This window comes from Sphingorhabdus sp. Alg239-R122, assembly GCF_900537065.1.
Taxonomy (GTDB): Bacteria; Pseudomonadota; Alphaproteobacteria; order Sphingomonadales; family Sphingomonadaceae; genus Alg239-R122.
In genome coordinates, this window is record NZ_UNRC01000002.1 from 250,730 (window position 1) to 275,216 (window position 24,487).

Genomic DNA, 24,487 nt, shown 5'->3' on the forward strand with positions numbered 1-24,487 from the left:
ACATAAGTTAAAGAGAAGGCGGGTCCCCGGACCCGCCTTTTTTATTGTAGAAGGCGCAAAAGAATCCGGTGAGAACTCAACTGAGTCGGTAAGCTCAGACTAAAGCTAATGGATTCAGATTAAGGCTGCATCAAGCTGCATGGGAATGCGCATTTTTTCACCCATAACCCTTGCCCACTCTGCGACTTTTTCAATCTCGTCTGCATGTAGTGAGGCAATGTCAGAATGTTCTTTTTTGCGCGTGCTTGCATCAAATTCGGTGTCCAGCTTTGAATGCTTTGTAAAGGCAGGCCCTGCCAGGACTTCATCAAGCTTGCCTTGATCCATTCCAAGCCGGAAAAGGCCAGACATCTGCTCCATTGATGCATGCCGGTTGGCAAGAAAATCTTCACTGTTCAGAGACCTGACTCTGTCACGGCCATATTTGGCTATAACTGCATTGAATAGACCATGCTGTGCCAGCCAGGTTACAGCGGCCACCTGCAGGTCTGATAGTTGCAGCAGATCCTCGTTCGTCATTCCAAATGGTGCGATCATCTGATCTGTTATCTGCCCCACCAGGAGCTTGCGGACCCATAAACGTCCCCAAAGATCTTTTTTGGCAATTGAACCAAGATATTTTTTCAAGGGAGCGTAAAGCAGCACAGCGTTGGCATCGGGCCGCATGGCCAATATGGCGATGATGAGGCAGTTTACGATATTTGACGGTTTTACAATAATTGCTTCACCATCTGAAAAGGGTTTGGCTAGCCAGTTCATTGACTGGTCCAGAACTTCAGCGACTTTTGCGGGCTGCCCGCCACGTCTTTTCCAACCAACCATGTCATTTAATATTACAGGCTCTTTCAGGCCCATTGACACGCCTTCTATATCGAATGCCCGTGCCAGCATAGTTGAGCAACAATAGGCAGAATGGAAAATGAAATGAATTGGCGCAGTTTGTGGCGGATGTGCTAAAGTTTCGTTGCGCCGCAGAACGGATTTTCCGATATCTGCAGGCAAATGCTCATCTGTCATAAAAGGACATTGCCTGTGCAATGCGCGCGGGGCTTCTATGAATTGATAATTATCATTCGTTTCATCGTATCGATGCAGCAGAAGGTCTGGGTTTTTCGAGATTTTCTGCAAATAATAATTTCTATCTTTCAACTCAAATCCTCTGATTTCGCCAGTTTCAATGGTGATAGGCTTCACCCGTTTGCAAACCTATCATACTTGGGGTAGTACAGCGCAATCAAAAATAGGAGATCAAGATGAAATCCCCCCTTATTGCAGTTTTCGCAGCAGCCCTTATTTGTGCGCCCGCATCGGCAGGTGAAAATAAGGCAGAAAGCACAGAAAATAAAGCTGCAGTTGCAACCGAGGCTAAAGCAAATGCCAAGGACAAGCCTGCCGATAGCAAAATCAAATGCCGCAAGCTTGAAGTGACCGGTTCATTGGTCAAGCGCAGAAAAATATGCCGGACCATTGCTGAATGGAGAGAAATCTCCCGGGCAGGAAATCGTGCTGCGCGAACAATGGTTGACCATGCAAATCAGGGCACCACAAACGGGCGCTAAACTGGGCGGGTAACAAATAGCGCACAAGCTATACGGACCAATCTTCCGTTGCTATGATTCTATAACCATCTTCAATTCCCCATCGCCATCTTTGACTTTCACCGTTGAACCGTCGGGTATATCGCCGCGCAGTATCATGTCGGCGAGCGGGTCCTGCAGGTAACGCTGGATTGCGCGTTTGAGGGGGCGTGCTCCGTAAACGGGATCATAGCCGACACGGCCGATCCACTTGCGGGCGTCATCGGAAAGGTCGATAGTAATTTTGCGGCCTTTGAGCAGCTTTTGCACACGGGCTACCTGAATATCGACAATCGGGGCCATATGCTTTTCTGCCAAGCGGTGGAACAGGATGATCTCGTCAAGCCGGTTCAGGAATTCAGGACGGAAATGCGCGCGCACAACGTCCATCACCTGTGGTTCGACATCGGTCACTTTCTGGTCATCAGCCATTGATGCGAGATGCTGGCTGCCCAGGTTCGAAGTGAGGATGATGAGCGTATTGCTGAAATCCACCTTGCGGCCCTGCCCATCGGTCAGGTGACCGTCATCCAGTACCTGGAGCAGCACATTGAACACGTCGGCATGCGCTTTTTCGACTTCATCGAACAGGATGACCTGATAGGGCCTGCGCCTTACGGCTTCGGTCAGGACGCCGCCTTCGTCATAGCCGACATAGCCGGGAGGCGCACCGATCAGGCGGGCGACGGAATGTTTCTCCATAAATTCCGACATGTCGATGCGGACCATTGCCTGATCATCATCGAACAGGAACCCGGCCAAAGCCTTGGTCAGCTCTGTCTTGCCCACACCCGTGGGGCCGAGGAACAGGAACGAGCCGAGCGGACGGTTCGGATCTTGCAGTCCAGCGCGTGAACGGCGCACGGCTTTGGATACGGCTTCGACCGCATCGGTCTGGCCTATGACGCGCTTGCCAATCGCTTGCTCCATATTGAGCAGTTTTTCACGCTCGCCCTCCATCATCTTGTCGACGGGGATTCCGGTCCAGCGCGATACGACAGAGGCAATATCCTCCGACGTCACTTCTTCGCGCAGCAATGCGCCCTCGGTGGCAGCAGCGGCTTCTTCCAGTTTGCCTTCCAGTTCGGGAATCTTACCATAGCTTAGCTCGCCTGCCTTGGCGAGATCGCCTGCGCGCTGCGCCTGTTCCAGCTCTAGCCGTGCGGCATCCAGCTCTTCCTTCAGCTTGGCTTCGGCGTTGATTTTGTCTTTTTCATTTTGCCAGCGGGTGGTGAGTTCGGAGGACTGTTGCTCCAGATTGGCAAGGTCTTCCTCGATTTTTGCAAGCCGGTCCTGTGACGCGGTATCGCTTTCCTTGGACAGTGCCTCGCGTTCAATCTTCAGTTGGATAATCTTGCGGTCGAGTGTTTCGATTTCCTCGGGTTTCGATTCGACTTCCATACGGATACGGCTTGCAGCCTCATCCATCAGGTCGATAGCCTTGTCGGGCAGGAAACGGTCGGAAATATAGCGGTGTGATAGTGTGGCAGAGGACACAAGTGCACCATCTGTGATGCGTACACCGTGGTGGAGTTCATATTTTTCCTTGAGACCGCGCAGGATCGATATTGTGTCTTCAACATTGGGCTCACCCACATGCACGGGTTGGAACCGGCGCTGCAGTGCGGGGTCTTTTTCGACATATTTCTGATATTCGTCCAGCGTCGTCGCACCAATGCAATGCAGCTCACCGCGCGCCAGCGCAGGCTTGAGTAGGTTAGAGGCGTCCATTGACCCTTCCGATGCACCCGCACCGACAAGCGTGTGCATTTCATCAATAAACAGGATGATTTCGCCGTCCGCACCTTTGACTTCATCGAGTACAGACTTAAGCCGTTCCTCAAACTCACCGCGATATTTTGCGCCTGCAATAAGCGCGCCCATATCAAGGCCCATCAGGCGGCGGTCCTTCAGGCTATCAGGTACATCACCATTTGCGATACGCAGCGCCAATCCTTCGGCAATTGCGGTCTTACCCACACCGGGTTCGCCGATCAGTACTGGATTGTTCTTTGTGCGCCGCGCCAGGATCTGCACCGTGCGCCGAATTTCCTCATCACGGCCAATCACCGGGTCGAGCTTGCCGTCCCGGGCCGCTTCGGTCAGGTCGCGGGCATATTTCTTCATCGCCTCATAGCTGTCTTCGGCAGATGCCGTCTGCGCGGTTTTACCGCCGCGCAGTTCATTAATCGCGCTGTTCAGTTTTTCTGGTGTCGCGCCTGCCTTGGCAAGCGTATCGGCAACCTTAGTCCCCTTGGCAAGCGTGAGCGCGAGTAGCAGCCGCTCAACAGTGACATAGCTATCACCGGCTTTTTCGGATATCTGTTCTGCCTGGTCGAGCAGGCGCACTGTATCATTATCAAGGCCGGGGGTCGTTTGCGCGCCCGAACCTGAAACGGCAGGAATCCTGGTCAGCAATGCATCTGTTTCGGCCTGAGCCAGCCCCGCATTGCCGCCAGCGCGACCAATCAGGCCGGCTGCCATACCTTCATTATCTTCCAGCAGCGCTTTCAGCAGGTGTACAGGTGAAATACGCTGGTGATTCATGCGGATCGCAACTGTCTGTGCACTTTGCAGAAAACCTTTGGCGCGGTCGGTAAATTTTTCCAAATTCATCTGTGTTGTTCTCCTATACCACCTAGATAATGTTGCGTATGTGCAACACAAGTGGTTCGCCGAAAATTATCATTACTGGCATTCATGTCAGTGGACCTGTGCGACATGCTGTGTAATGTGCGGGTTATGGGAAAAACATTCAAGCGTCTCGCCATTGTCCTTATCGTACTATTGCTCATTATCGGCCTTTCGCTGCTCATATGGGAACCGCTGGCCGCTGATGATGCCGCGCCGCCGCCTGCACGCGAATATGATGTCGAAATTGTCCGTGATGAATTTGGCGTACCGCATATTTTTGGCAAGACCGATGCTGATGTGGCCTACGGTATTGCCTATGCCCATGCGGAGGATGATTTCCTGAATATCGAGGAAGTCGTGGCGATGACCCGTGCACGCTATGGTGCAATCAAGGGCACAGAAGGGGCCAAGATTGATTATATCGCGCATCTGCTGGATGTGCGCGGTACGGTGGACCGCAAATATGATGCGTTGCCCGCAGATGTGCATGCGTTGCTTGATGGGTATGCGGCAGGGCTCAATCGCTATGTTGAAACGCATCCGGAAGAAGCGCAGTTATCGGGCCTCTTTCCTGTGAATGGGCGTGATATTGCGGCGGGCTTTGCACTACGATCGCCCTTCTTTTTTGGCCTGCAAAATGTGATTGGACCTTTGGCGGAAGGATCTCCATTGCGGCAGGAAGGCGGACCGGTTCTTAATGAAGGTGCCGCCCCGCTTGAACATGGCGATCTGCTGGACACATCCTATGCTGCGCCTACGGGCGAAGATGCCGATATGAATGGTTCCAATGCTTTTGCCGTGGCACCAGAACGTTCTGCCGACGGCAAGGTGCGGCTCATTTCCAATTCGCACCAGCCATGGCGCGGGGGAGTCGCCTGGTATGAACTGGTGGTGCATAGCGAAGAAGGCTGGGATTTTGCCGGCGCGACGTTTGCGGGCGCGCCTTATCCGTTTCTGGGCCATAACCGCAATCTCGGCTGGACTAACACAGTGAATCGTCCTGATTTGGTCGATGTTTATGAACTTGAAGTCAATGATGCGGGCGACCAGTATAAGCTGGATGGCAAGTGGGCGCCGCTCATGCAAAAACGCGTCTGGCTGGGCGTGAAAATGGGGCCATTCACCATTCCCTATCCGCAGACGGTGTATCGCAGCGCACACGGACCGGTGATCAAAAATGACAATGGCTATTTCGCCTTCCGCTATGCGGGCATGGACGACCTCAAAATGCTCACCCAATATTACCGGCTTAATAAAGCACAGGATTTTGAAGAGTGGAAAGCGGCAATGGCGATCCAGGGCGTGTCGGGCACCAATTTCATCTATGCGGACCGTGAGGGTAATATAGCGCTTGTGTACAATGCGCTGTTTCCGGATCGTAAGGAAGGCGCGGACTGGCGGACTGTCCTGCCGGGGGATCGTAGCGAACTCATCTGGGAAAACCCGGTTGACTGGGCCGAATATCCCAAGCTGTTCAACCCTGCGAGCGGCTATATCATGAATGCCAATAACACGCCCTATGTGGCGGCGGGGCCGGGCGATGAAATCGACAGGGATAGTATATCGCCGCTTTTGGGTGTTGAAGATGACATGACCAACCGCGCGCGCCGGGCGATTACTCTGCTGGAGCAGGTCCTGGCTGAGGGTGATGGCAAAATCAGCCGTGAAGAGCTAATGGAGATTAAATATGACACGAGCTATGCGCGTGATGGCTATGCCGGATCATGGATGGCAAAGATTGCGGCGCTGGACCTTGCTGACTCGCCAGAGCTCAAAAAAGCGCAGGACCTGCTGACCCGCTGGGACTGGACAGCAGATGGTAAGGGTGAAGGCGACGCACTGGCGGTGATGGTGCTGCATGAGGCAATGCGGACTAGCTATGCGCGCCTGCCCGATCCCGACCCGCGCGAAAAACTGCAAGAAGCGTCAGAGCATCTCGTAAAATATTTTGACACGCTGGACCCGCCGCTCGGCGATGTCATCCGCCTGCGGCAAGGGGATGTCGATCTGCCCCTAGATGGCGGTAGCGACACGCTGCGTGCGTCGACCTTATGGGACATTGAAGATGATGGACGGCTATCGATCCGGCATGGCGATAGCTATATCCTGTTCGTTGAATGGGACAGTGAGGGGCGGGTGAGCTCGCGCTCCATCCAGCCTTTTGGCGCGGCTATGACCCGGCCAGATAGCCCGCATTATACGGATCAGGCCGAACTGTTCGCACGCTATGGCACAAAACCAGTGCGTTTCGACCCCAAGATTTTGGAGGGTCATGTTACACGCCGCTATCGCCCTTAATCTATATTATTTGAAACACGGCATATTTGCTGTAATATGCCGCCAAACAATAAGAGAATTCCTTACAACCTAAAAAAATTCAATTTCTTTGAGAGGAAATGCCCCTATGAATACCCGTTTTTCACATAAGATCCTGTCTGCTGTCATGGTTTCTGCCATCGCGCTGAGCGCGCCTGCAGTTTACGCGAGTGAACCGGCACCGGTATCCGAACTTGTCGCAGCAGTGGATATCCCGCATGAGGAATTCAAGCTGGATAATGGCCTTACAGTCATCGTTCATGAAGACCGCAAGGCGCCGGTTGTAGCGGTTTCCATATGGTATGATGTGGGCTCGAAACATGAACCCAAAGGCAAGACAGGTTATGCCCATTTGTTTGAACACATCATGTTCAACGGGTCGGAAAATGCGCCTGGCGACTATTTCAAATATACTAAGCAGATTGGCGCGACTGATCTGAACGGGACAACCTGGCTTGACCGCACCAATTATTTCCAGACAGTGCCAAAAGCGGCTCTGGAAGCAGCTTTGTTCCTGGAAAGTGATCGTATGGGGCATTTGCTGGATGCTATCGATCAGGAAAAGCTCGATAACCAGATCGGTGTTGTGCAAAATGAAAAACGGCAGGGTGATAGCCAGCCTTACGGGCTAGTCAGCTATCGCCAGCTCGAACTGGGGATGCCGAAAGGTCACCCCTATGCGCATAGTACTATCGGTTCTCTGGAAGATCTTCAGGCGGCATCGCTGGAAGACATGAAAGACTGGTTCCGCGATCATTATGGCCCGAACAATGCCATTCTGGTGCTGGCGGGTGATATTGATACGGTGGAAGCCAAACCTCTCGTCGAAAAATGGTTTGGCGATATTCCTGCCGGCAAGAAGGTTCAGCCCGTAACGGCCAAAGTTCCGGTTCTGGAAAAACCCATTGTCGATGTGATGAAGGATAAGGTAGCGAATACGCGCATCTACCGCACATGGGCGGTGCCTGGCATGACTGATCCGGAATTTACTGCACTTAATTCCGGCGCAAGCGTTCTGGGCGGACTTGCCAGCTCGCGGCTTGACAACATACTGGTCCGTGAAGAACAAAGCGCAGTTAGTGTGGCTGCATATGTACAACCTTTTGTCATTAACAGCTTCTTTGAAGTTCGTGTCGACGTGAAGCCGGGCGAAGATGTGGAAGCTGTTTCCAAGCGGCTGGATGAGATTATGGCGGACTTTATCGCCAATGGCCCGACACAGGATGAAGTAAACCGTGTGGCTACCAACACTGCGGCGGCACGTATTGCCGGACTGGAGCAGGTGGGCGGCTTTGGCGGGAAAGCCACTGCGCTGGCACAGGGCAAATTATTTGCCGGCGACAGCGATTATTACAAAAAGGAACTGGGACGGCTGGCCAGTGTGACCCCGCAATCCATTTCCGCAGCAATGAAGAAATGGCTGTCCAACCCGGCGCTGGAAATCCGCGTCGTTCCCGGTGATCGTGAAGAATATAAAGAAGTTGGATCCGGTGCCAGCGGTGATGTGACAGGTATATCCATGGCTGGCGCCCCGGCGCAGGTAACAGCCGATGGCGCGAAGCTGGGCATGCCCGAGCCTGAATATTATTTTAAACCGGAAACGGCCGCTGCCGAACTAGCGCTGGCTGAAGCAGCTTCGTCAGCGGCTACACCTGTATTGGCCTCTGCCGCGGCGCAGGCAGGTACTGTGGACCGCAGCAAGTTTCCTGAAGTTGGTGAAATCCAGAATGTCGACTTCCCTGATGTAGAAGAGACAGTGCTCTCCAACGGCGTAAAGGTTTATTTTGCCAAGCGCGATGAGATTCCCGTAGTGCGCGTAGCCGTCAAATTCGATATTGGCAGCGCGGCTGATCCGAAAGAGCGGCTGGGTACGCATGGCATGGTCGTGTCGATGATGGACGAGGGCACGACGTCGCTGAGTTCGACAGAGTTTGCAGAATCACAGGAGCGGCTTGGTGCCAATATTGGTATCGGTGGTGGTCTTGACTCAACTACTGTAAGCGTACGGGCTGTTGAGCCCAATCTTGCGGCTTCGCTTGATTTGCTGGCTGATGTCATCAAGAATCCAGCGTTCGATTCCAAGGAATTGGAGCGTGTTCGCCAGCAGCAGATGAATGCGATTGCAGCGGAAAGTACGCGACCTATCTCCATCGCGCTGCGCAACCTGCCGCCACTTATCTATGGCGAGACGCACCCATATGGCGCTTCGTTTACTGGTACGGGTGACCCGGAAGTGGTTGCCAGCCTGACACGCGACGAGCTTGTGAATTTCCACAGCCGTTGGATGCGCCCTGAAAAAGCGAAAATCTTCGTTGTCGGAGATACCAGCCTGACTGACATCAAGCCAATGCTGGAAAAGCGTTTCGGCAAATGGATGCCATCTGGAGAGGCAGCACCTGCCAAGAATATTGATGCGGTTATTCCTGAACAGAAAGAGCGTATCATTGTCATCAACCAGCCCAACTCACCGCAGTCGCTGATCTTTGCGGGTCAGGTTCTGGACAAAAAGGGCACGGATGATATTTTCGACCTTCAGGCTGCAAATGAGATACTGGGCGGAGACTTCCTGTCACGTATCAATTTCAATCTGCGTGAAACCAAGGGCTGGTCCTACGGTTCGCGAACGTTATTACAGCGCCCTGATGGCCAGATTCCGATGTTGATTTTTGCAGCAGTGCAGACAAACCAGACCGGGCCATCTGTATCTGAAATCATCAAGGACATGACAGACTTCCTAGGTGAAAAAGGCGTCACGGGAGAAGAGCTGGAGCGTACAGTCAACGGCGGAATTCGCGAACTGCCAGGTAGTTATGAGCGTTCAGCCGCTGTGTTGGGTCAAATTCAGCGCGATGAAAATCTGGGCCGTGATTTTGGCTATGTCGAAACGCTGGCTGACCGGTATCGCGGTCTTGAGGCCGAGGCGCTGAATGCAGCCATGAAGGAAGTGCTGGACGTGGATGCTTTCACTTGGGTCATTGTCGGTGATGCGGCGAAAATTCAGGAGCAGATTGATGCGCTGAACATGCCAACCGAATATCGCGGCTATGATCCAAAAGCACAGGGCGGAGAATAATCCGCCCTGCACTGGAAAGCGCAAAATAAATACCTAAATAAAACCTATCTTGAACAAGAATTCTAAAGGGAGAATATTATGTCAGTAGAAGGTGCATATGATTGCGTCACAAAATCACCCATGGGCGACCAGCAGTCGGTCCTGACGGTGAATGTCGACGGTGATACATTTACCGGTACGAATGCAGGCGCAATGGGCGCATTGGACATTGAAGACGGCAAAGTGGATGGCAACAAGCTCACCTGGAAAATGCAGATGAAAGTACCGATGCCAATGGAACTGAACTGTGAAGCCACTGTGGATGGCGATACAGTTACCGGCACGATTAATGCCGGTGCATTCGGCTCCATGGCGATGTCAGGTACACGCCAAGCGTAAACTTTCGTCAGTTTAACTTATACGAAAGGCCGCGTTCCGGATTGGGATGCGGCCTTTGGTTTGTTTCGCTCTCGTCTGGAGCGCTTATTTGGCCGATTCTCGTTCGCAAGCCTGTGCCGCCCCGCTCCCAGCTCTACCTCTCAATAATGTATCCCGTTAGTATATCGAAAGGGTAGGGCGGGGAGCGGGTGGTATCGCACCGTGAGCGGACGTGAAAAAAAAGGATTCAAATCAAGAACGAAAAAAACAAGCCAGGCGTACAAGCCTGGCTTGCTCCTTGATTATCACCGTGAAACGACCAAATTAACGCACCGTAACGGTCACAGCACGCCGGTTCTGCGCCCATGCGGACTCATTTGATCCAAGCGCCTGCGGCCGTTCCTTGCCGTAGCTGACTGTACGGATGCGTGATGCAGCCACACCCAGCGTTATGAGGTGGTTTTTTGCACTGTTGGCGCGGCGCTCGCCAAGGGCAAGGTTATAATCCCGCGTGCCGCGTTCATCGGCATGCCCCTCTACAACAATGCTGACGTTTGGATATTGCGACAGCCACTGTGCCTGGCTCTGCAGGACACGCTGATCTTCGCCATCAACATTGAATTTATCGGTATCAAAAAAGATACGGTCTGACATGACGGTGGCAACGAAATCTTCCTGCGATCCGGGAGTTGGACCTGTTTGCTGATTTGCAGTCGGGTCAACATCAGTGTCGCTTCCAGAGGTCGTATCAACCGGTTCTGGCGGGAGTGTTTCAGGTGGCTTTTTTGCGCAGCCGGCCATAGTGGCCGCCAAGGCAATGGCAATCAGGGGAGTGGATAATTTTTTCATGCTCTGTCTCCTAAATGTCCAGGCCGCTTCAGTAACGGACATGGTAACGAATTATTGCCCCTTTGCATATTGCAGGCGAGTGAAGGCCCCGCTGCAATAAAGTCTATGGCCTCAAGATCATGGTCGTACTGGCCCCCATGCAGGGTCGGAGCCATCAACCGGTGTCTTCAACCGCCTTTCCTCACCGCCTGCAACGTCAACCTGCCAGATGCTGGTCTTGCCGGAACCACGACGGGTGCGGAAAAACTGGATCACGCGGCCATTGGGGGCCCAAGTCGGTGCCTCATCCTGCCAGCTATTGGTAAGCACACGTTCACCGCCGCCATTCGGACGCATCACGGCAATGCGAAAATTTCCCGCGATTTTGGTGAAGGCGATCAGGTCACCGCGCGGACTCCATTCAGGTGTTGCCGCACGGCCTCCACCAAAGCTGATGCGGCGTTGGCCTGAACCATCGGCATTCATGACATAGATTTGCTGGCTGCCCGAGCGATCGCTTTCAAACACAATTTTCGAACCGTCAGGGGAATAGCTGCCCCCCACATCAATGCCCGGACTGTTGGTCAGGCGCACTGTCCGTCCGCCATTTGCGGAAATGCGGTAGATATCGGTATTGCCCGCAATGGCCATGGAATAGAGGATATTGCGGCCATTGGGCGACCAGCGCGGCGCAAATGTTGCATTATTGGTGCGCGTCACCAACCGCTGTTTGCCGGTGCCTATCTCGTAAATATAAATGGCGGGGCTTCCGCCGGAATAACTCAGATACAGGATTGACTTGTAATCAGGTGAAAAGCGCGGCGTCAGCGCAGTGCCACCGCTGGTCAGGAAACGGTGGTTGGCACCGTCACTGTCCATTACGGCCAGACGCTTGGTGCGATTATCCTTCGGCCCGGTTTCGGCAATATAAGCGATGCGGCTATCGAAAAACGGCGATTCCCCGGTCAGGCGCGAATAGATGCTGTCGGCGCATTTATGTGCCGCGCGGCGCCAATCGGCCGGTTCTACAATAAAACCATGCCGCGAAAGCTCACTGCCCAGCGCCACATCATAAACATAGCATCCAACAGTCAGCTTGCCATCGCCGTTGGAACGCACAAACCCTTGAATCAGCGATTCCACATTACGGCCCGACCAATAGGGGAAGGCGGGTGAGGTAACTTCGCTGTAACCGATCGCGCGCACCCGGTTACGGCCAACCGGGTCAAACAGCCCGCTCGAACGCAGGTCAGCGACAATAACATCGCTGATCTGTTTGCCCAGCTGTTCGGTTGTACCTGCCGCAGTCGGCAGCACCTGCGGCGTGGGTAGAGCGGGAACGGCAACTGCAATCTGGTTGCGGCCGCTATCGTCGGTCACCGTGCCTTCAAGCTGCGCCGCCGCTGGAGAGGGCAGGACGACCAGCGCAAACAGGGCAGTCAGAAATGCAGTGAGTGCAGGGAAACGCTGTGTCATGGGGAATGCCTTTTTCATCTCGCTGTTCATATCATCACAATTTGCGGTCGAAACTGAATACCACGTCTTTCCACGCATCGTAAAATTTATCAGGAAGGCTGCTGAACGGCTGGGCGCGCATTATGGCCGCCTTGGCGCGTTCGCAGTGCCGGCCAACCTGCGGCCTGTTGCTGGGCGTCACCTTACCGACCTGACGGCAGCGCGGGCTGCCTTTCAGGCTGCCATTACTGTTCATGCTCCACGAGACTTTTGTCACGAGCAGTTCCGCGTCGGCACCAGTGGGGGCGGTCCAGTGCGGTTTGAGCTTGCGCGCTATTTCGCGTTCAAGCGCTGCCACCTCGGCAGGCCCAGCCTTGGCAGCGGGTGCATTGGTGTTTTTGGATTTTGATGCCTTGTCGGATTTACCATCCAGGAAATTTCCAGCCAGTCTGGATGTGCGCTTTTTTTTCGTGGGCGGTTTCTTCGTCGCTTTTTTTGTTTCCGGTTTTTTTGCTGCTCTGGTGCTATTTTTGGGTGCAGGTTTGGGGTCCGGCTCTGCCACTGGGCGCGCTTCTTCAGGCTCTTGTATATCAGGAACGGCTTCCATTTCACCCAGTTCCGGGGCGATCAGCGGAGCTGCATCCTGTGCCGGGTTCGGCGTGGTTGATTCCAGTCCGATTTCCTCACTCAGCTGCACAGTAATGGTGGGGGCAGGCGGGGTCACCGGCCCGTCTGTCCAGCCCACAGACAGCGACAGCGCGCCCAAAAGCGCGGCATGGCCAAGTGCGGCGATGGTCAGCCCGATGGTCTCGGATTTTTCCATACCCATCAGCTTATGGCGCTCCAGATGAACTTGTGGTGACTAATGAAACTTTGCTTAAACCTGCGCGGTTTAACTCGCCCATCACCTGCATGACGCGGCCATAATCGAGGCCGCGGTCGGCGCGGAGCGTAACTTGTGGCTGGTTGTTGCCATTCCCGCGAATCTGCGCGAGCAGGGCTGGCAGGTCATTATCCGCCACCTGTTCGTCCTGCACAAAGACAAAGCCATCCGAATTGATGGAAATCTGCACCGGGTCATTATCCTGCTCCAGCGGCCTGGCGTTGGTTTCGGGCAGCTCAACTGGCACACCGGATACCAGCAAAGGCGCGGTTACCATGAAAATGATGAGCAGCACCAGCATGACATCAACAAAGGGCGTGACGTTGATTTCCGACATGGGCGCCCGCGCGCCGCCCCGTCCGCGCCGCCCACCGGATGAGGGAAGCTGCATCGCCATCAGGTGTTCTCCAGCTCACGGCTCAATGTACCGTGGAAACGGTCGGCAAAGCGGAACAGGTGCGATTCAAACTTGTTCAGCCGGTGTGAGAACCGATTATAGGCAATCACTGCTGGAATCGCTGCAAACAGGCCGATAGCGGTGGCAAACAGCGCCTCCGCGATACCCGGCGCAACAACAGCCAGCGAGCTATTCTGTTCCGCAGCAATAGCCGTGAAGCTGCGCATAATGCCCCAGACCGTGCCGAACAGGCCGACAAAAGGCGCAACTGACCCGACCGTGGCCAGGAAATTGAGCCGGTCGGACAACTTGTCAATTTCATGGGTGACGGCGGCATTCATGGCAGTGGCAAGGCGCGCCCTTGTGCCTTCACGGTCCACCGCAGTGCCGCCGGTCGATTGCCGCCATTCATATACGCCCGATGCCAGCACGCGTGCAGAGGGCAGATCTTCCTTGCCGCGTGTCTTATGAAACGCGTCAATATCCTCTGTCCTCCAGAATTCATCTTCATAACGGTCAGAACGGCGCCTTATCTTACTGATCTTCATCGCAAAGCTGATAATGATGGCCCAGGTCCAGATGCTGGCGAGCGCGAGACCGATCATCACCAGCTTGACGATAATGTCGGCTTCCAAAAACAGCTTTACCGGCGATAGCGTGACGGCATCATTTGCAAGGCCAATATTTTCGATCATGTCTTTCCTGTCATTCTGGTTCGGTGAGGACGGATTGAAACGCCTCTACCCATGGTTTCGGTTGCCTGCGCGGGCGGCCTTCGGGGCTGATAAAGGCGGCCACCACATTGGCTGTGCAGACTATGTTATCACCGCGCATGGCTATTTGCTGAATATGGCATGCGGCGGCGCGGATTTTGTGGACTTGGCTCTTGATGACCAGCGCGTCATCCAGCTTTGCCGGCTGTATGTAATCGATATGCATTTCCGATACGGCGTAAACGCCATCCCCCGCTTCATGCGCCGCGCGTTGGTCGATGCCAATGGCACGCAGCATGTCCGAGCGTGCACGTTCAAAATAACGCAGGTAATTGGCGTGATAGACAATCCCTGAAAAATCCGTGTCCTCATAATAGATCCGGCACGCAAAATAATGCGTGTCACCTTTAAAATAGCCGGAGAACGGGACGGGATCGGTCATATGTAAAATGGATTACGGTGTTTTGCGAGTTCTGGAAAGATGGGAAATGCAGCGATGGTTCAGACTGCCGCGTGAAAGACTCGGCTGGGCGCTATTTTGATTTCACGGCGAGATGCTTCGCATCCGCCTCCAAATGGGTTCGGCCCAATAAGGGCCGGCGCGCAGTCGCGCTTGCGAACGGCAATTTAGCCGTTCGATATTTTGCCATAAGTAACGTTTCGTTTTACTTAGACACACTGATGATTATCGTTTCGCGCTGTCCGGTGTTGCGTCCAGCAGCGCCGCAAGGCCGACTGGCCGCCGGGCCTTATTGGCCCGCCCCACCGGAGGCATTCACGAAGTGAATTGCCGTGAGGTCAAAAAGAATCCTATTTCCCTCCAAACAGCCCCGTCTGAGACCCTTCGGGTGGATTGAGACCCAGATGTTTCCAGCCGCGATCGTTGAGCATGCGGCCGCGCGCGGTACGGGCGATCAGGCCGAGCTGGATCATATAGGGCTCGACCACTTCTTCGACGGTGTCACGCGGCTCGCTCAGGCCTGCGGCGATGGTTTCAATGCCCACAGGTCCGCCCTTATAGACATCGGCGACCATATGCAGATAGCGCCGGTCCATCGCGTCGAGGCCGAGCTTGTCGACTTCGAGCCGTGATAACGCGCCATCGGCAATGTCTGCGTTAACCGTAGCTGCGCCCGCGACATCAGCAAAATCGCGCACCCGGCGTAGCAACCGCCCGGCAACACGCGGCGTTCCGCGTGCACGCTTGGCAATTTCATGTGCGCCATCTTCGGCAATGGCAAGGCTCAGCAGACCTGCAGCGCGGCGCACTACCTGTTCCAGCTCCGGGATAGAATAGAAATTGAGCCGCACCGGAATACCGAAACGGTCGCGCAGTGGCGTGGTCAGCAGACCCTGCCGCGTGGTCGCGCCGATCAGCGTAAAGGCGGGCAGGTCAATACGCACACTGCGCGCCGCCGGACCTTCACCGATAATCAGGTCAAGCGCGCGGTCCTCCATTGCAGGGTATAGCACTTCCTCGACCACCGGATTGAGCCGATGGATCTCGTCGATAAACAGCACATCGCCTTCTTCCAGATTGGTCAGCAGCGCGGCGAGGTCGCCTGATTTGGCGATCACCGGACCCGACGTAGCACGGAAACCCACGCCCATTTCACGCGCAATAATCTGCGCCAACGTGGTCTTGCCCAACCCCGGCGGCCCGAAAAACAGCACATGGTCAAGCGGCTCGGAGCGCGTCTTTGCCGCCTCGATAAACACCCGCAAATTTCCGCGCGCTGCTTCTTGCCCGATAAACTCATCAAGCGTTTTGGGACGCAGCGCGGCGTCGACATCGTCGATTTTGCGCTCGGGGGAAAGGATGCGGTCTTCAGGGTTGGTCATTTTGCCGCTTTCTTAAGTGCCAGCCTCACCAGCGCGCTCATTTCGGCGTCTTGGCCTAGTTCGTTGCTGGCCTGCGCCACGGCGGCGCTCGCGATGGCGGGTTTGAAGCCGAGGTTTTGTAGCGCAGATACAGCGTCTGCAGATGCGCCTGCGGGGTTTGTTACTGCGGCTAAACCGCCCGCAACGGCAGGGCCAAGGTCCATACCGCCGACTTTGTCTTTCAGCTCGTTGACAATGCGCTGTGCCAATTTCGGCCCGACGCCATTGGCGCGCGCGACCATGGCTTTGTCGCCTGTGGCGATTGCATGGCCGAGTTCGGATGGTTCGAGCGTGCCTAAGATAGCGAGTGCGACTTTGCCGCCCACGCCCTGCACGCTGGTGAGCAGCCGGAACCAGTCACGCTCCGCGCCGCTGGCAAAGCCCATCAGGCGCATGTCATTTTCGCTGACTTGCATTTCGGTAAAGACTTCAGCAGCTTCGCCCACGGCGCCAATGCTGCCCAATGTGCGCGCGCTGGCATAGACGAGATAGCCTACGCCCTGCACATCGATAACCAGATGGTCGATGCCAAGTTCGTCGATAATGCCCTTGAGTTTCGCGATCATGCAACCGTTCTAGCGCTTTTTGACCTCACGGCAATACGGTAGTTTTCCGATTATGCGCATGGGTGATCGCCACCGCGAGCGCATCGGCAGCATCATGCCCCGCAAGCCTCACGCCGGGCAGCAGCCGGGAGATCATCATCTGCACCTGTTTCTTGTCCGCGCGGCCCACACCGACCACGGTCTTTTTGATAAGCAACGCCGAATATTCGCCCACTTCTATCCCGCCGCGCGATGCCCCTAGCAGTACAACACCGCGCGCTTGACCCAGTTTGAGCGTGCTCTTCGGGTTGACGTTCAGGAACACTTCCTCGACCGCCGCAGCATCGGGGTTAAATTCTTTCATGATGTCGGCGATTTCCAGATCAAGCTTGAGCAGCCGGCTGGGCAAGGACATTTTGGGGTCGGTCTTTATCTGTCCATTGGCGATATGCGACAATCGGCTACCCACAGATGAAATCACGCCCCACCCGGTGGTGCCCAGGCCAGGGTCAAAGCCGATAATGACGGTCATTATTCGGTTCCTGACCTATTCCTGGCCCAGTTTCTCCATGATCTCATCGGAAATATCATAATTGCCCCATACGGTCTGGACGTCATCGTCATCATCGAGCGCATCGATCAGTTTGAAGAGCGTCCGCGCGGCGTCTTCATCGACTTCGACTTTAACTTGCGGACGCCATGCGAGCTTAACGCTTTCTGCTTCACCAAGCGATTTTTCAAGCGCGCTGGCAACTTCGTGCAGGTCTTCCATGCCGGTCCATATTTCATGACCGTCTTCGCTCGTTTCGATATCTTCTGCGCCCGCTTCCATTGCGGCTTCCAGAACCTTGTCTTCATCACCAACAGTGGCGGGATAGGAAACCAGGCCGAGTCGGTCGAAACCATGGCTGACGGCTCCTGCGCCGCCCATATTGCCGCCATTGCGGGAGAATGTGGTGCGCACGCTGGTTACGGTGCGGTTGCGGTTGTCGGTCAGCGTTTCGACGATCAGCGACACGCCGCCCGGACCAAAGCCTTCATAGCGGATTTCTTCATAATCATCGCCTTCACCGCCCGTTGCCTTGTCAATCGCGCGCTGGATATTGTCCTTGGGCATCGACTGTGCTTTGGCGGCGTTGACTGCCACGCGCAGGCGTGGATTCATATCCACATCGGGCATGCCCATTTTCGCGGCCACGGTAATCTCGCGGCTCAGCTTGGAAAATAGGTTGGATCGCTTTTTGTCCTGGGCACCCTTGCGGTGCATGATGTTCTTGAATTTGGAATGGCCTGCCATGACTGCCTTCAGCTAATTAATGATTTGATGGAATTGCCCTAATCAGATGCACGTAAAAGTGCAAGATTTCGCTCAAAATTTGCCTAGCGAACGGCTTGCACTGATTGTTTGAATTTCACTGCTGTGCCAGTGGCCGAAATCATCAGCATGGATCCGCCCTTGCCGACGACTTCATAGTCAAGGTCGACACCAATGACTGCGTCTGCCCCCATTTTGATGGCGGCATACTGCATTTCCTCAATCGCTTCCTCACGGCCGCGTTTCAGGACATTTTCATATTTTTTGGAGCGTCCGCCAACAATATCGGTGAAGCTGGCGAAAATATCGCGGACAAAATTGGCGCCCGCGATTACTTCACCGGTGACGATGCCCAGATATTCGTCAACGTCGTGCCCTTCGAGAGTGTGGGTTGTACTAACAAGCATATCTGTCTCCGCTATTATCTGATGTCAGTCTGCCTTTACTGGATACTATGCAATACCGAGCGCAGATTTATAGGTATCGAGTATGGCTTCCATTTCCTGACGGTCATGGGGTTCCATTTTGCGCAGGCGCACGACTTGACGCATGATTTTGGGATCATAGCCGACCGCCTTGGCTTCGGCATAGACATCACGGATATCATCGGCAATGCCCTTTTTCTCTTCTTCAAGCCGTTCAATACGCTCGATAAAAAGCCGTAATTGTTCGGAAGTTACATTGGCGTCGCTCATGGGAATATCTTTCTGTTCTGCGTGCAGGCGTCCATGTCAGGACGTGCGAATCTATGGGTTAATCTGTCTGGGCCTGCCTTAATGGCCGGACGCATTTTTGGCTACGCTCTTTTTCATGTCGATCAGCTGCTGCTCGCTGGCCTCGCTCTGATAGCGTTTTTTCCATTCCGCATAGGGCATGCCGTATATCAGCTCACGTGCCGCTTCCTTGTCGATATCACCGTCCGCTTCGGCCACCCAGTCGGCGAGGCAATTGCGGCAAAACCCGGATAGCCCCATCAGATCGATATTCTGGGCATCATGGCGATGCCGTAAATGGTTGACGAGCCGCCGGAAAGCGGCAGCAGCCACTTCATCGGAGATATTCAGGTCGGTTGATGGGTCATTATCGGTTGGCATACGTATTTCCGGTTGTGATTGCGCGGTGTGACTCTATCATAGAGCGCAGATACGGGCGTTGGCCAGTGGGGGCCGGGCAAAAACCTGTGCAGAAGAGGGTGAAACGAGTGGCAAAAAATATCGGACCACGTAGCCGCAAGGTAAAAATACTGGCCACCGTTGGTCCGGCCAGCAGTTCACCGGAAATGCTCGAGAAACTCTACCGCGCAGGCGCAGATGCCTTTCGCGTCAATATGAGCCATGGCGAGCATGAAACGCACGCCAAGACTATTGATGCCATTCGCACACTGGAAAAGAAAATCCAGCGGCCGATCACGATATTGTGTGACTTACAGGGCCCCAAGCTGCGTGTCGGTAAATTCAAGGACGGTGCGGCTTTTATCAAGCATGGCGCGCATTTCACGTTCGACCGTGATCCGGCACCGGGTGATGACAGCCGTGTCTGCCTGCCGCATCCGGAAATTTTCGATGTGTTGAAAAAAGGCGACCGGCTTTTGCTCGATGACGGCAAGCTCAGGCTACGTGTCATACGTGCTGGTGCGGATGAAATACTGACCAGCGCAGAGGTGGGCGGGCCATTGTCGGATCGCAAGGGACTGAACGTGCCAGACGCGGTTATCCCGCTGGCAGCACTTACGACAAAGGATCGGCGCGACCTTGTTTTTGCGCTCGACAAGGGTGCTGACTGGATTGCGCTCAGTTTCGTGCAGCGGCCCGAGGATGTGGCCGAGGCAAGAGGCCTGATTGGCGGCAAGGCTGCACTGATTTCCAAGATTGAAAAACCCGCAGCCGTAAAGCGACTCGACGAGATACTGGAACTTTCCGACGCAGTGATGGTGGCGCGCGGGGACCTGGGCGTGGAACTGGCGCCTGAACAGGTGCCGCCTTTGCAGAAACAGATAGTCGAAAATGCCCGGCGGCGCGGCAAGCCCGTTGTGGTGGCGACGCAGATGCTCGAATCGATGATAAAAGCGCCTGCGCCAACCCGCGCTGAGGTGTCCGACGTGGCGACCGCAGTCTATGATGGCGCCGATGCGGTAATGCTGTCGGCGGAAACCGCAGCGGGTGACTGGCCGGTCGAATCAGTGAGCATCATGGACCGGATAGCGATCAGCGTGGAAAGTGACCCGGCCTATGCTGACCGGGTACATTTTACCGAGACATTGCCCGATGAAACGACGGCAGATGCGTTCGCCGCCGCGAGCAGCAAAATTGCCGAGACGGTCGAGACGGCGGCTATTATATGCTTCACCAATACAGGCTCCACCGCGCGGCGTGTGGCTCGTGAGCGGCCTTCGGTACCGCTTTTGGTGCTTACGCCCTCACGCAATACTGCCCGGCGTGTGGGAATTTTATGGGGAACCTATGCGGTTACGACGCAGGATATTGGCAGTTTTGAAGAAATGATCGCCAAGGGCAAGCGCATGGCGCTGCGCCATGGTTTTGGCACGGCGGGGACCAAGTTGATCGCGCTGGCCGGGGTACCGTTCGGCACGCCGGGTTCGACCAACGTGCTGCATGTCGTGACGCTGACGGGTGACGAGCTCAAGGGCTATGAGAGATAAAACTTTCTACTCCTGTTTTCGCAGGAGCAGGACCTATAACAGGTTTTCCGATACCAAGTTCGCCTGCAAAAGGTTCGCATCCTGAAACAGATGCGTGTTCAGCCCGCATGCCCGCGCGCCTTCCACATTGTCCAGCCGATCATCGATAAACAGTGCGCATGCCGGATCGATACCGAATCGACGGATTGCAAGTTCGTAGATGGCGGCGTCGGGCTTCACCAGTTTTTCAGTGCCGGACACCAGTATATCCTGAAAATGACTGAATATATGCTGGCGATCTGCGGCAAACGGCCCCCAGAATTCATCGCTGAAATTAGTGATGGCATAGAGCGGCACATTTTTATGGGCGAGTTTAACCACCAATTCTTCCATGCCCGGCACTGGCCCCGGCACAGTCTCGTTAAAACGCGGCCCGAACTGGGTGATTAAGTCTGCATATTCTGGATGTTGGGCACTCAATTCGCGCGATGTTTCGGCAAATGGCCGCCCGGCGTCATGCTGAAAATGCCATTTGGTTGTAATGACATGCTCCAGGAACCATTCCAGTTCCTGCGCGTCGTCGATCAGCTTTTCATAGAGTGCACGAATCTCCCATCGGTAAAGTACATTACCGACGTCAAATATAACGGTGTCGATTGGGGTGGCGGAAGGCATAGCCGACCCGCCCGTATCAATTAGCCCTGACGCGCTTTAAAGCGGCGGTTGGTCTTGTTGATGACATAGGTGCGCCCACGACGACGAATCACACGGCAGTCGCGGTGACGGTTTTTGAGCGACTTTAATGAGTTGCGTACTTTCATGAGGGTATTCGCTTCCAAATATCTTTAAATTTTCTGAGTGAACGGGGCAATTAAGGGCGCGGCGGGGTAAAGTCAAGCCGTGAATCTGTCCCGTGAACCCTAAATTACCCGCTTTTTTCAGATAATTTCCTTTCCCATGCCAGCGCATGGGCGACAATGATATCCAGATCATCATATCTTGGCTGCCAGGGTAACGTCTGTTTGATGAGGCGGTTGTCCGAAACCAGCGAATCGGGATCACCGACGCGGCGGCCCTGGATGACGCGGGGTATTTCCTGATTCGTTACCCTGTCCACTGCGTCGAGCACGTCAATCACGGAAAAACCCCGACCATAACCGCAATTCATGATGTGGCTGGTGTCCGGGTCCTGAATCAGTTTTTCGAGTGCAAGCACATGCGCTGCAACCAGGTCGGAGACATGGACATAGTCACGTGTGCCGGTGCCGTCATGCGTGTCATAATCGGTGCCGAAAACCGCCACGCTGTCACGCTTGCCCAATGCGGCTTCCACAGCGACCTTGATTAGGTGCGTTGCGCCTTCGGTGGACTGCCCCGACCGGCCTTCAGGATCCGCACCCGCCACATTGAAATATCGCAGCGCGCAGAAATTGAAATCATGCGCGGCGGCGACGTCAGTCAGCATGGATTCGGTTATCAGCTTGGACATGCCATAGGGATTGGTGGGGTGTTTCGCGGTATCTTCGGGTATCTGTACCAGGCCGGTGACGCCATATACCGTGGCGGTGGAAGAGAAGATGAAATGCTTCACGCCGTTTGTAACTGCGCTTTCGATCAATGTGCGGCTCTTCGCGCTGTTATTGTGATAATATTTGAGTGGATTTTCGACTGACTCAGGCACGATAATTGACCCTGCGAAATGCATGATGGCGCCAATACCATGCTCTGCGATCAGGCGGGCGACGAGCGCGCTGTCTTCAATATCGCCTTCGGCAAAAATGGCATCATCCGGCACGGTCTGGCGAAAGCCCGTTGTCAGATTGTCGAGCACGACAACATCATAGCCGCTATCGAGCAGCGCCAGTACGGCATGGCTGCCAATATAGCCTGCACCGCCGGTGACCAGCACTGTAAAATCTTTTGTCGACACGCCTTTTGCCCCTTGCCGTTTTGCTAACTTTAGCCGTTTATGCGTGTTTATGGTATATATGAAGCTAACAAAACGGTTTTTCCGAACAAAGGATATTTGAAAATGCGTAAATTCATACCTGTAATGGCCCTGGCACTTGGCCTCAGCGCATGTGTGACCCCTGTGGGGCCCGTTGAAGTGACCCGGTTCCATGCGGCTGATGCCGTGCAGGAACTGGGCAAAGGGACCATTGCCGTGATGCCAGGAGCGGACGAAAACGTGGAATCGCTTGAATATCGCACATACGCTGCGGCGGTAATGCGTGAACTGGAGGCGCAGGGTTATACGTCGCCTGTAGCCGGGGAAAGCTCAGAATATAATGCGCGGATCAGCCTGGATCGCTTTGCCCGCGATTCCCAAGGTCGCCGTTCTCCGGTCAGTGTCGGTGTAGGAGGTTCTACCGGCAGCTATGGTTCGGGCATAGGTGTCGGTATCGGCATTAACCTGGGCGGAGGCTCCAAACCGCTTATCATAAGTGAGCTTTTCGTTGCGATTACACGCGACGGTGAAACCGCAAACCTGTGGGAAGGCCGCGCTATTTCGGAAGCGCGCAAAGGTTCTCCTGCTGCGGAAACATCACTGTCCGCCGCCAAGCTGGCAACCAGCCTGTTTACAGGCTTCCCGGGTGAAAGCGGCGAAACGGTTGAAGTCGAGTAATTTCAGGTTTATCGCAGACGCCTGATTCATGCGGCGTATCTGTGCTCTGCCATTGGGCTGTGTCATTGGAACGTCTATTCATAACCTGAAACTATCCGAGGCCCCATGACCATCAAAATAAGTAGCGCATTCGATTCCGGCAATATCAAGATACATGAAATTGACGGGAACACCGCCCGGCTTTCGATCAACCAGGACCGTGAGAGCGAGTTCAAACAGTGGTTTCATTTCCGTGTATCGGAAACAGGCGGCGAAGAAGTCGTGCTGGTCATTCAGGATCTGAAAGATTCGGCTTATCCCGAAGGTTGGCCTGATTACAACGCGTGCGTCAGCGAAGACCGCGATTATTGGGCCCGCGCGGCGAGCAGCTATGACAAAGCCAAAGGCGAGCTTACCATCACCTATCAGAGTGCGAGCGACATTTTCTGGTGCGCGTATTTTGCGCCCTATTCGATGGACCGCCATCATGACCTGGTAGCCGAAGCTGCCGCATCGGAAGGCGTAACCTATCGCCAGCTGGGCGAAACTCTTGAAGGTCAGCCAATGGATTGCCTGGAAATGGGTGAGGGCGACAAGCATGTATGGCTTTATGCACGCCAGCATCCCGGTGAAACGCAAGCCGAATGGTGGATGGAAGGCGCGCTGGAAATGCTCACCGATCCGGCCAATCCGCATGGCCGCATGCTGCGCCAGAAATGCCGCCTGCACATCGTGCCCAACATGAATCCGGACGGATCGCGCATGGGCCATCTGCGCACCAATTATGCGGGCACCAACCTGAACCGTGAATGGGAAAACCCCACGGCGGAGAAAAGCCCCGAAGTATTGTGTGTCCGCAACTATATGGATGAAACCGGCGTCGATTTCGCGATGGATGTACATGCTGACGAAGCAATCCCTGCGGTTTTTATCGCCGGATTTGAGGGCATCCCGTCATGGACCGACGAACTGGGCGACAAATATCACGCCTACCGCGACAATCTCGCGCGCCGCACGCCCGATTTCCAGACTGAGCTCGGCTATCCGATCAGCAAGCCCGGCACAGCGAACCCATCCATGTCGACCAATCAGGTTGCCGAACGGTTCGGCTGTGTCTCGATGACGTTGGAAATGCCGTACAAGGACAATCGCGACCTGCCCGACGCAGAGCAGGGCTGGAGCCCCGAACGCTGCAAATTGCTCGCACATGACTGCCTCGCTGTGCTGGCGGAAATGATCGACGAGATTGCTTAAGTCATTCAACAAGACA

General features: G+C 54.7%; 25 protein-coding genes. 7 read left to right on the forward strand and 18 right to left on the reverse strand.

Annotated elements, in window-relative coordinates:
- Positions 1-114: 114 nt before the first annotated feature.
- Positions 115-891 (reverse strand): hypothetical protein, encoded by a 777-nt coding sequence (locus G6Q15_RS03075; protein WP_240330719.1) that lies wholly within the window; start codon positions 889-891, stop codon positions 115-117.
- A 362-nt stretch (positions 892-1,253) separates the two neighbouring features.
- Here G6Q15_RS03075 and G6Q15_RS03080 point away from each other — a divergent pair, with 362 nt between their 5' ends.
- Positions 1,254-1,559, forward strand: a complete 306-nt coding sequence (locus G6Q15_RS03080; RefSeq protein WP_164115526.1) for a hypothetical protein — start codon at positions 1,254-1,256, stop codon at positions 1,557-1,559.
- 51 nt (positions 1,560-1,610) lie between these two features.
- Here the strand turns inward: G6Q15_RS03080 and clpB are convergent, their stop codons facing one another.
- On the reverse strand, positions 1,611-4,193 hold the full coding sequence (gene clpB / locus G6Q15_RS03085) for an ATP-dependent chaperone ClpB (protein ID WP_164115528.1): 2,583 nt from the start codon (positions 4,191-4,193) through the stop codon (positions 1,611-1,613).
- A gap of 126 nt (positions 4,194-4,319) precedes the next feature.
- Between clpB and G6Q15_RS03090 the strand changes: the two genes are divergently transcribed.
- The 3 genes from G6Q15_RS03090 to G6Q15_RS03100 all read left to right on the forward strand — a co-directional run bounded on the left by G6Q15_RS03090 (position 4,320) and on the right by G6Q15_RS03100 (position 9,978).
- Entirely contained in the window at positions 4,320-6,509 is a 2,190-nt protein-coding gene (locus G6Q15_RS03090; RefSeq protein WP_205518067.1) for an acylase, read from the forward strand.
- 106 nt (positions 6,510-6,615) lie between these two features.
- Positions 6,616-9,600: a pitrilysin family protein gene (locus G6Q15_RS03095; RefSeq protein ID WP_164115530.1), complete on the forward strand. Its 2,985-nt coding sequence runs from the start codon at positions 6,616-6,618 to the stop codon at positions 9,598-9,600.
- Positions 9,601-9,678: 78 nt separating this feature from the next.
- Positions 9,679-9,978 (forward strand): hypothetical protein, encoded by a 300-nt coding sequence (locus tag G6Q15_RS03100; protein WP_164115533.1) that lies wholly within the window; start codon positions 9,679-9,681, stop codon positions 9,976-9,978.
- Positions 9,979-10,281: 303 nt separating this feature from the next.
- On the opposite strand, the gene pal is transcribed toward G6Q15_RS03100, so the two are convergent.
- The 13 genes from pal to G6Q15_RS03165 form a co-directional block, all read right to left on the reverse strand.
- Positions 10,282-10,806: a peptidoglycan-associated lipoprotein Pal gene (gene pal, locus G6Q15_RS03105; RefSeq protein WP_164115535.1), complete on the reverse strand. Its 525-nt coding sequence runs from the start codon at positions 10,804-10,806 to the stop codon at positions 10,282-10,284.
- Between the two features lie 117 nt (positions 10,807-10,923).
- Positions 10,924-12,261: a Tol-Pal system beta propeller repeat protein TolB gene (tolB, locus tag G6Q15_RS03110; protein WP_240330720.1), complete on the reverse strand. Its 1,338-nt coding sequence runs from the start codon at positions 12,259-12,261 to the stop codon at positions 10,924-10,926.
- Positions 12,262-12,295: 34 nt separating this feature from the next.
- A complete protein-coding gene (locus tag G6Q15_RS03115; RefSeq protein WP_164115540.1) occupies positions 12,296-13,069 on the reverse strand; it encodes a hypothetical protein in 774 nt (257 codons plus the stop codon).
- 4 nt (positions 13,070-13,073) lie between these two features.
- The gene (tolR, locus tag G6Q15_RS03120) at positions 13,074-13,520 is read right to left on the reverse strand and encodes a protein TolR (protein ID WP_164115543.1); all 447 of its coding nucleotides are present in this window, start codon (positions 13,518-13,520) and stop codon (positions 13,074-13,076) included.
- The gene (gene tolQ, locus G6Q15_RS03125) at positions 13,520-14,215 is read right to left on the reverse strand and encodes a protein TolQ (RefSeq protein WP_164115544.1); all 696 of its coding nucleotides are present in this window, start codon (positions 14,213-14,215) and stop codon (positions 13,520-13,522) included. Before tolQ ends, tolR begins: the two co-directional genes overlap by 1 nt.
- A gap of 10 nt (positions 14,216-14,225) precedes the next feature.
- Positions 14,226-14,675: a tol-pal system-associated acyl-CoA thioesterase gene (gene ybgC / locus G6Q15_RS03130; protein ID WP_164115546.1), complete on the reverse strand. Its 450-nt coding sequence runs from the start codon at positions 14,673-14,675 to the stop codon at positions 14,226-14,228.
- Positions 14,676-15,043: 368 nt separating this feature from the next.
- Positions 15,044-16,075, reverse strand: coding sequence for a Holliday junction branch migration DNA helicase RuvB (gene ruvB, locus G6Q15_RS03135; protein ID WP_164115549.1), 1,032 nt, complete (start codon positions 16,073-16,075; stop codon positions 15,044-15,046).
- Positions 16,072-16,680 carry a Holliday junction branch migration protein RuvA gene (gene ruvA, locus G6Q15_RS03140; protein WP_164115551.1) on the reverse strand — a complete coding sequence of 203 codons (609 nt, stop codon included), beginning with the start codon at positions 16,678-16,680 and terminating at the stop codon, positions 16,072-16,074. The genes ruvB and ruvA overlap by 4 nt, the downstream gene beginning before the upstream one ends.
- A gap of 25 nt (positions 16,681-16,705) precedes the next feature.
- Entirely contained in the window at positions 16,706-17,191 is a 486-nt protein-coding gene (gene ruvC, locus G6Q15_RS03145; RefSeq protein ID WP_164115553.1) for a crossover junction endodeoxyribonuclease RuvC, read from the reverse strand.
- 15 nt (positions 17,192-17,206) lie between these two features.
- Complete coding sequence (locus G6Q15_RS03150) at positions 17,207-17,956, reverse strand: YebC/PmpR family DNA-binding transcriptional regulator (protein ID WP_164115555.1); 750 nt, start codon at positions 17,954-17,956, stop codon at positions 17,207-17,209.
- Positions 17,957-18,039: 83 nt separating this feature from the next.
- Entirely contained in the window at positions 18,040-18,381 is a 342-nt protein-coding gene (locus G6Q15_RS03155; protein ID WP_164115558.1) for a YbjQ family protein, read from the reverse strand.
- A gap of 45 nt (positions 18,382-18,426) precedes the next feature.
- Positions 18,427-18,669 carry a DUF2312 domain-containing protein gene (locus tag G6Q15_RS03160; protein WP_164115560.1) on the reverse strand — a complete coding sequence of 81 codons (243 nt, stop codon included), beginning with the start codon at positions 18,667-18,669 and terminating at the stop codon, positions 18,427-18,429.
- Positions 18,670-18,747: 78 nt separating this feature from the next.
- Positions 18,748-19,068, reverse strand: coding sequence for a DUF1244 domain-containing protein (locus tag G6Q15_RS03165; protein WP_164115561.1), 321 nt, complete (start codon positions 19,066-19,068; stop codon positions 18,748-18,750).
- A 107-nt stretch (positions 19,069-19,175) separates the two neighbouring features.
- Here G6Q15_RS03165 and pyk point away from each other — a divergent pair, with 107 nt between their 5' ends.
- Positions 19,176-20,633: a pyruvate kinase gene (pyk, locus tag G6Q15_RS03170; RefSeq protein ID WP_164115563.1), complete on the forward strand. Its 1,458-nt coding sequence runs from the start codon at positions 19,176-19,178 to the stop codon at positions 20,631-20,633.
- 33 nt (positions 20,634-20,666) lie between these two features.
- On the opposite strand, the gene G6Q15_RS03175 is transcribed toward pyk, so the two are convergent.
- From G6Q15_RS03175 to galE, 3 genes are all read right to left on the reverse strand, one after another.
- Entirely contained in the window at positions 20,667-21,287 is a 621-nt protein-coding gene (locus G6Q15_RS03175) for an HAD family phosphatase (protein WP_164115565.1), read from the reverse strand.
- Between the two features lie 20 nt (positions 21,288-21,307).
- Positions 21,308-21,433, reverse strand: a complete 126-nt coding sequence (ykgO, locus tag G6Q15_RS03180; RefSeq protein WP_011415100.1) for a type B 50S ribosomal protein L36 — start codon at positions 21,431-21,433, stop codon at positions 21,308-21,310.
- Positions 21,434-21,537: 104 nt separating this feature from the next.
- Entirely contained in the window at positions 21,538-22,542 is a 1,005-nt protein-coding gene (galE, locus tag G6Q15_RS03185) for a UDP-glucose 4-epimerase GalE (protein ID WP_240330721.1), read from the reverse strand.
- Between the two features lie 102 nt (positions 22,543-22,644).
- On the opposite strand from galE, the gene G6Q15_RS03190 reads away from it, so the two are divergent.
- Both G6Q15_RS03190 and G6Q15_RS03195 read left to right on the forward strand, forming a co-directional pair.
- Positions 22,645-23,238 carry a DUF4136 domain-containing protein gene (locus G6Q15_RS03190; RefSeq protein WP_164115570.1) on the forward strand — a complete coding sequence of 198 codons (594 nt, stop codon included), beginning with the start codon at positions 22,645-22,647 and terminating at the stop codon, positions 23,236-23,238.
- A gap of 105 nt (positions 23,239-23,343) precedes the next feature.
- A complete protein-coding gene (locus G6Q15_RS03195; protein WP_164115572.1) occupies positions 23,344-24,471 on the forward strand; it encodes a M14-type cytosolic carboxypeptidase in 1,128 nt (375 codons plus the stop codon).
- Positions 24,472-24,487 lie beyond the last annotated feature (16 nt).

Coding starts and splice junctions, on each gene's coding strand:
- G6Q15_RS03160 (WP_164115560.1), bottom strand. CDS start 18,669: ATGAGCGACGCCAATGTAACTTCCGAACAATTACGGCTTTTTATCGAG.
- tolB (WP_240330720.1), bottom strand. CDS start 12,261: ATGACACAGCGTTTCCCTGCACTCACTGCATTTCTGACTGCCCTGTTT.
- G6Q15_RS03100 (WP_164115533.1), top strand. CDS start 9,679: ATGTCAGTAGAAGGTGCATATGATTGCGTCACAAAATCACCCATGGGC.
- tolQ (WP_164115544.1), bottom strand. CDS start 14,215: ATGATCGAAAATATTGGCCTTGCAAATGATGCCGTCACGCTATCGCCG.
- G6Q15_RS03080 (WP_164115526.1), top strand. CDS start 1,254: ATGAAATCCCCCCTTATTGCAGTTTTCGCAGCAGCCCTTATTTGTGCG.
- G6Q15_RS03155 (WP_164115558.1), bottom strand. CDS start 18,381: ATGCTTGTTAGTACAACCCACACTCTCGAAGGGCACGACGTTGACGAA.
- ruvB (WP_164115549.1), bottom strand. CDS start 16,075: ATGACCAACCCTGAAGACCGCATCCTTTCCCCCGAGCGCAAAATCGAC.
- clpB (WP_164115528.1), bottom strand. CDS start 4,193: ATGAATTTGGAAAAATTTACCGACCGCGCCAAAGGTTTTCTGCAAAGT.
- G6Q15_RS03115 (WP_164115540.1), bottom strand. CDS start 13,069: ATGGGTATGGAAAAATCCGAGACCATCGGGCTGACCATCGCCGCACTT.
- pal (WP_164115535.1), bottom strand. CDS start 10,806: ATGAAAAAATTATCCACTCCCCTGATTGCCATTGCCTTGGCGGCCACT.
- ruvC (WP_164115553.1), bottom strand. CDS start 17,191: ATGACCGTCATTATCGGCTTTGACCCTGGCCTGGGCACCACCGGGTGG.
- G6Q15_RS03175 (WP_164115565.1), bottom strand. CDS start 21,287: ATGCCTTCCGCCACCCCAATCGACACCGTTATATTTGACGTCGGTAAT.
- ruvA (WP_164115551.1), bottom strand. CDS start 16,680: ATGATCGCGAAACTCAAGGGCATTATCGACGAACTTGGCATCGACCAT.
- G6Q15_RS03190 (WP_164115570.1), top strand. CDS start 22,645: ATGCGTAAATTCATACCTGTAATGGCCCTGGCACTTGGCCTCAGCGCA.
- G6Q15_RS03075 (WP_240330719.1), bottom strand. CDS start 891: ATGCTGGCACGGGCATTCGATATAGAAGGCGTGTCAATGGGCCTGAAA.
- G6Q15_RS03150 (WP_164115555.1), bottom strand. CDS start 17,956: ATGGCAGGCCATTCCAAATTCAAGAACATCATGCACCGCAAGGGTGCC.
- ybgC (WP_164115546.1), bottom strand. CDS start 14,675: ATGACCGATCCCGTCCCGTTCTCCGGCTATTTTAAAGGTGACACGCAT.
- G6Q15_RS03095 (WP_164115530.1), top strand. CDS start 6,616: ATGAATACCCGTTTTTCACATAAGATCCTGTCTGCTGTCATGGTTTCT.
- ykgO (WP_011415100.1), bottom strand. CDS start 21,433: ATGAAAGTACGCAACTCATTAAAGTCGCTCAAAAACCGTCACCGCGAC.
- tolR (WP_164115543.1), bottom strand. CDS start 13,520: ATGGCGATGCAGCTTCCCTCATCCGGTGGGCGGCGCGGACGGGGCGGC.
- G6Q15_RS03090 (WP_205518067.1), top strand. CDS start 4,320: ATGGGAAAAACATTCAAGCGTCTCGCCATTGTCCTTATCGTACTATTG.
- G6Q15_RS03165 (WP_164115561.1), bottom strand. CDS start 19,068: ATGCCAACCGATAATGACCCATCAACCGACCTGAATATCTCCGATGAA.
- G6Q15_RS03195 (WP_164115572.1), top strand. CDS start 23,344: ATGACCATCAAAATAAGTAGCGCATTCGATTCCGGCAATATCAAGATA.